This is a genomic window from Rhodococcus sp. P14 (genome assembly GCF_000256505.1).
In the GTDB taxonomy this organism is placed as follows: Bacteria; Actinomycetota; Actinomycetes; order Mycobacteriales; family Mycobacteriaceae; genus Rhodococcus; species Rhodococcus ruber.
Map to the genome: position 1 here is coordinate 1 of NZ_AJFC01000355.1, position 3,781 is coordinate 3,781.

Below are 3,781 nucleotides of genomic sequence, written 5' to 3' on the forward strand. Positions count from 1 at the left end.
AGCACCCGGGCCAGGGTGCGGCGCACCTCCTCGCGCAACTCCGGCGGGTCGAGCACCAGCGCGTCGGCGCCCTGCCCGGCGATCACCCGCCCGATCCACTCCCACGACCGCACCGGCACGTCCAGGACCGTGCCGGGCCGGGCGCCCACCACGCGGCGCTCGTGCTCGGTGCCGAGCCGGCGCAGTTCGAATGCGCGCCCGTCCGCGACCCACACCCGGGCATGACCGGTCACGTCGCCGGTGGCGGTGGCGGCGCGGGCGTGCGCCCGCAGGTCCACCCCCTCGGGGATCCGCACGGCGCCGGCAGGACCGAACTCGGTGATGTCGTCGTCGATCCGGGAGAGCCGGAAGGTGCGCGGCGCCCCCCGGTCCCGGTCGAACCCCACCAGATACCAGCGACCGTGCACCGTGACCACCCCCCACGGCTCGACGGTGCGCTCGGTCCACGGGTCGGTCGGGGAACTGCGGTGCCGGAACCGCACCGCGCGGCGCGCGTCGACGGCGGCGAGCAACCGCCCCAGCACCGGCTCGGAACCGCGACTGCGGGTGGGCATCGCGGTGATCGCGCCCGCCGGATCGGCATCGACCTGCACCCCGGCGGCGCGCAGCTTGAGCAGCGCGCCCTGCGCCGCGGAGGTGAGCTCCGGCGACTCCCACAGCGCCGCCGCCACCGCGACCGCCGCGGCCTCGGCGCTGGTCAGTTCGATCTCGGGCAGTTCGTAGGCGTCGCGGTTGATGCGGTAGCCCTCGACGGTGGAGAACCGGGACGGCATGCCGGTCTCGAGGGGGATCCCCAGATCGCGCAGCTCGTTCTTGTCGCGTTCGAACATGCGGCTGAACGCCTCGTCGCTGCCCGAGTCGTCGTATCCGGCGACGGAGGCGCGGATCTTCTCGGCGGTGAGGAACTGGCGGGTGGACAACAGGCAGATGACCAGGTTCACCAGCCGCTCGACTTTGGAATTCGCCACGCGGTGCAGCCTAATCCCCCGCCCGCCGGTCGACCCGGTTACCGGACGCAGGCCCCTCTGCCGGCGACCCCGGGGCGCCCCTACATCGAGGCGATGAGCCGTTCGACGCGTTCGTCGACCGAGCGGAACGGGTCCTTGCACAGGACCGTGCGCTGCGCCTGATCGTTGAGCTTGAGGTGCACCCAGTCCACGGTGAAGTCGCGGCCCGCGTCCTGCGCGGCGGCGATGAAGTCGCCGCGCAGCTTCGCCCGGGTGGTCTGCGGCGGGGTGTGCACGGCCGCGTCGACGGACTCGTCGTCGGTCAGCCGCGTGGCCAGGCCCTTGCGCTGAAGCAGGTCGAACACCCCGCGCCCGCGTTTGATGTCGTGGTACGCCAGGTCCAGCTGGGCGATCTTCGGGTCGGACAGCTCCAGGTCGTAGCGGTCCTGGTAGCGCTGGAACAGCTTGCGCTTGATCACCCAGTCGACCTCGGTTTCGACCTTCGCGAAGTCCTGCGACTCGACCGCGTCGAGCACCCGGCCCCACAGATCCACCACCTGCTCGACGTGCGGATCGGGTTCGCGGGTGCGCAGGTACTCCACCGCCCGGCCGTGATACTCGCGCTGGATGTCGAGGGCGCTGGCCTGCCGGCCACCGGCCAGGCGCACCGGCCTGCGCCCGGTCAGGTCGTGGCTGACCTCCCGGATGGCCCGGATCGGATTGTCGAGCGCGAAGTCGCGGAACGCCACCCCGGCCTCGATCATCTCGAGCACCAGCGACGCGGAGCCGACCTTGAGCATCGTGGTGGTCTCGGACATGTTCGAGTCCCCGACGATCACGTGCAACCGCCGGTACTTCTCGGCGTCGGCGTGCGGCTCGTCGCGGGTGTTGATGATCGGCCGGGACCGGGTGGTCGCCGACGACACGCCCTCCCAGATGTGCTCGGCGCGCTGCGACAGGCAGAACGTGGCCGCCTTGGGGGTCTGCAGCACCTTCCCGGCGCCGCAGATCAACTGCCGCGTCACCAGGAACGGCAGCAGCACGTCCGAGATGCGGGAGAACTCCCCCGCCCGCACCACGAGGTAGTTCTCGTGGCAGCCGTAGGAGTTGCCGGCCGAGTCGGTGTTGTTCTTGAACAGGTAGATGTCCCCGCCGATGCCCTCCTCGGCGAGGCGCTGCTCGGCGTCGATCAGCAGTTCCTCGAGCACCCGCTCGCCGGCGTGATCGTGCTCGACGAGCTGGAGAAGGTCGTCGCATTCGGCCGTGGCGTACTCCGGGTGCGACCCGACGTCCAGGTACAGGCGCGCCCCGTTGCGGAGGAACACGTTCGAGCTGCGCCCCCAGGACACCACCCGGCGGAACAGATACCGGGCGACCTCGTCCGGGCTCAGCCGCCGGTGCCCGTGGAAGGTGCACGTGACGCCGAACTCCGTCTCGATGCCCATGATTCGTCGCTGCACACTTCGACAGTACCGCGCGGAATCACCGAGCATGAGCCGCAACGGGATTACCGTCGAACCCGTGATGTTCGCCCCCGCACCGTTGACACGCCTGGACCGGTCCCTGTTCGCGGGCAGCGCCGCCCTGCGGCCCTCCCCCGCCGACCCCGTGCTGCGCGGCCTGAGCCGCGCCGCCGACCACGGTCGGCTGTGGCTGGGCTGCGCCGCGGCGTGCGCCGCGATGGGCGGACGGCCCCGGCGCGGCGCCGTCCGCGGCCTGCTGGCCCTGGGCGGGGCCAGCGCCCTGGCCAACGGGGTGCTCAAGCCGCTGCTGCCGCGCCGCCGCCCCCCGGCCCGGCAGGACGGGCCGCTGCGCCGCTCGCTGCCGACGCCACGCTCGTCGTCGTTCCCGTCCGGGCATTCGGCGTCGGCGGCGGCCTTCGCCACCGGGATGGCCCTCGAATCCCCGCTGGCGGGGGCCGTGCTCGCGCCGGTGGCCGCGGCGGTCGCCTACTCCCGGGTGCACACCGGGGTGCACTGGCCGGCCGACGTGGTCACCGGCGTCGCCCTCGGCACGGCGGTGGCCCTGGCCACACGGCGCTGGTGGGCGGTCCGCACCGAGGAGCCCGCCCGGCTGGGCCCACCCGCCCCGGCCCCCGCCCTGCCGCAGGGCCGGGACCTGCTGGTGCTGGTCAACCCCGACGCGGGCCGGGACGACGGCGCGGACGCGATCGCCGCGGCGCTGCCCCGGGCACGGGTGATCGTCCTCGACCCGGACCAGGAGTTCACCGCCCAACTCGACCGGTACGTCGCCGAGCACGCCCCGGCGGCGCTCGGCGTACACGGCGGGGACGGCACCGTGCGGGCCGCGGCCGGCGCGGCCGTGGCGCACGGCCTGCCGCTGGCGGTGTTCCCGGGCGGCACCCTGAACCATTTCGCGCGCGACGCCGGGCTGCTCGACCTGGAGCAGACCGTGTGCGCGGTCGAGCGCGGGCAGGCCCAGCGCGTGGATCTCGGCCGGGTACAGGTCGACAGGTCCGGGCCGGAGGGTGGCCCGGTGTTCGTCAACACCGCCAGCGTGGGCGGCTATCCGGACTCGGTGCGGCTGCGCGAACGCTGGGAGCCGCGGATCGGCAAGTGGCCGGCCGCCGCGGCGGCGTTGGCCGCGGTCCTCGCGACCGCGAGCCCGCTGCGGGTGTCGCTGGACGGGGTGCCCACCGCGGTGTGGTTGCTGTTCGTCGGCAACGGACGGTACGCACCGGACGATCGGGTGCCGATGTCACGGCCCCGCCTCGACACCGGGACCCTGGACGTGCGGTATCTGCGGGCCGATCTGCACTGGTCGCGGACGCGACTGCTCGCGGCCGCGGCCACCGGCAGGCCCGCCCGGGGCCC

Annotated in this window: 3 protein-coding genes; 1 reads left to right on the forward strand and 2 read right to left on the reverse strand. The window is 73.6% G+C overall.

What is annotated here, in order from left to right:
* Both OEY_RS0124840 and pafA read right to left on the reverse strand, forming a co-directional pair.
* Positions 1–968, reverse strand: a 968-nt coding sequence (locus tag OEY_RS0124840; RefSeq protein WP_010596448.1) for a helix-turn-helix transcriptional regulator, incomplete at its 3' end; no start/stop codon positions are given.
* A gap of 80 nt (positions 969–1,048) precedes the next feature.
* Positions 1,049–2,407 (reverse strand): Pup--protein ligase, encoded by a 1,359-nt coding sequence (gene pafA / locus OEY_RS0124845; RefSeq protein ID WP_003937216.1) that lies wholly within the window; start codon positions 2,405–2,407, stop codon positions 1,049–1,051.
* Between the two features lie 64 nt (positions 2,408–2,471).
* On the opposite strand from pafA, the gene OEY_RS0124850 reads away from it, so the two are divergent.
* Positions 2,472–3,781: bifunctional phosphatase PAP2/diacylglycerol kinase family protein (locus OEY_RS0124850; RefSeq protein WP_043805905.1), on the forward strand; the 1,310-nt coding region annotated here is incomplete at its 3' end.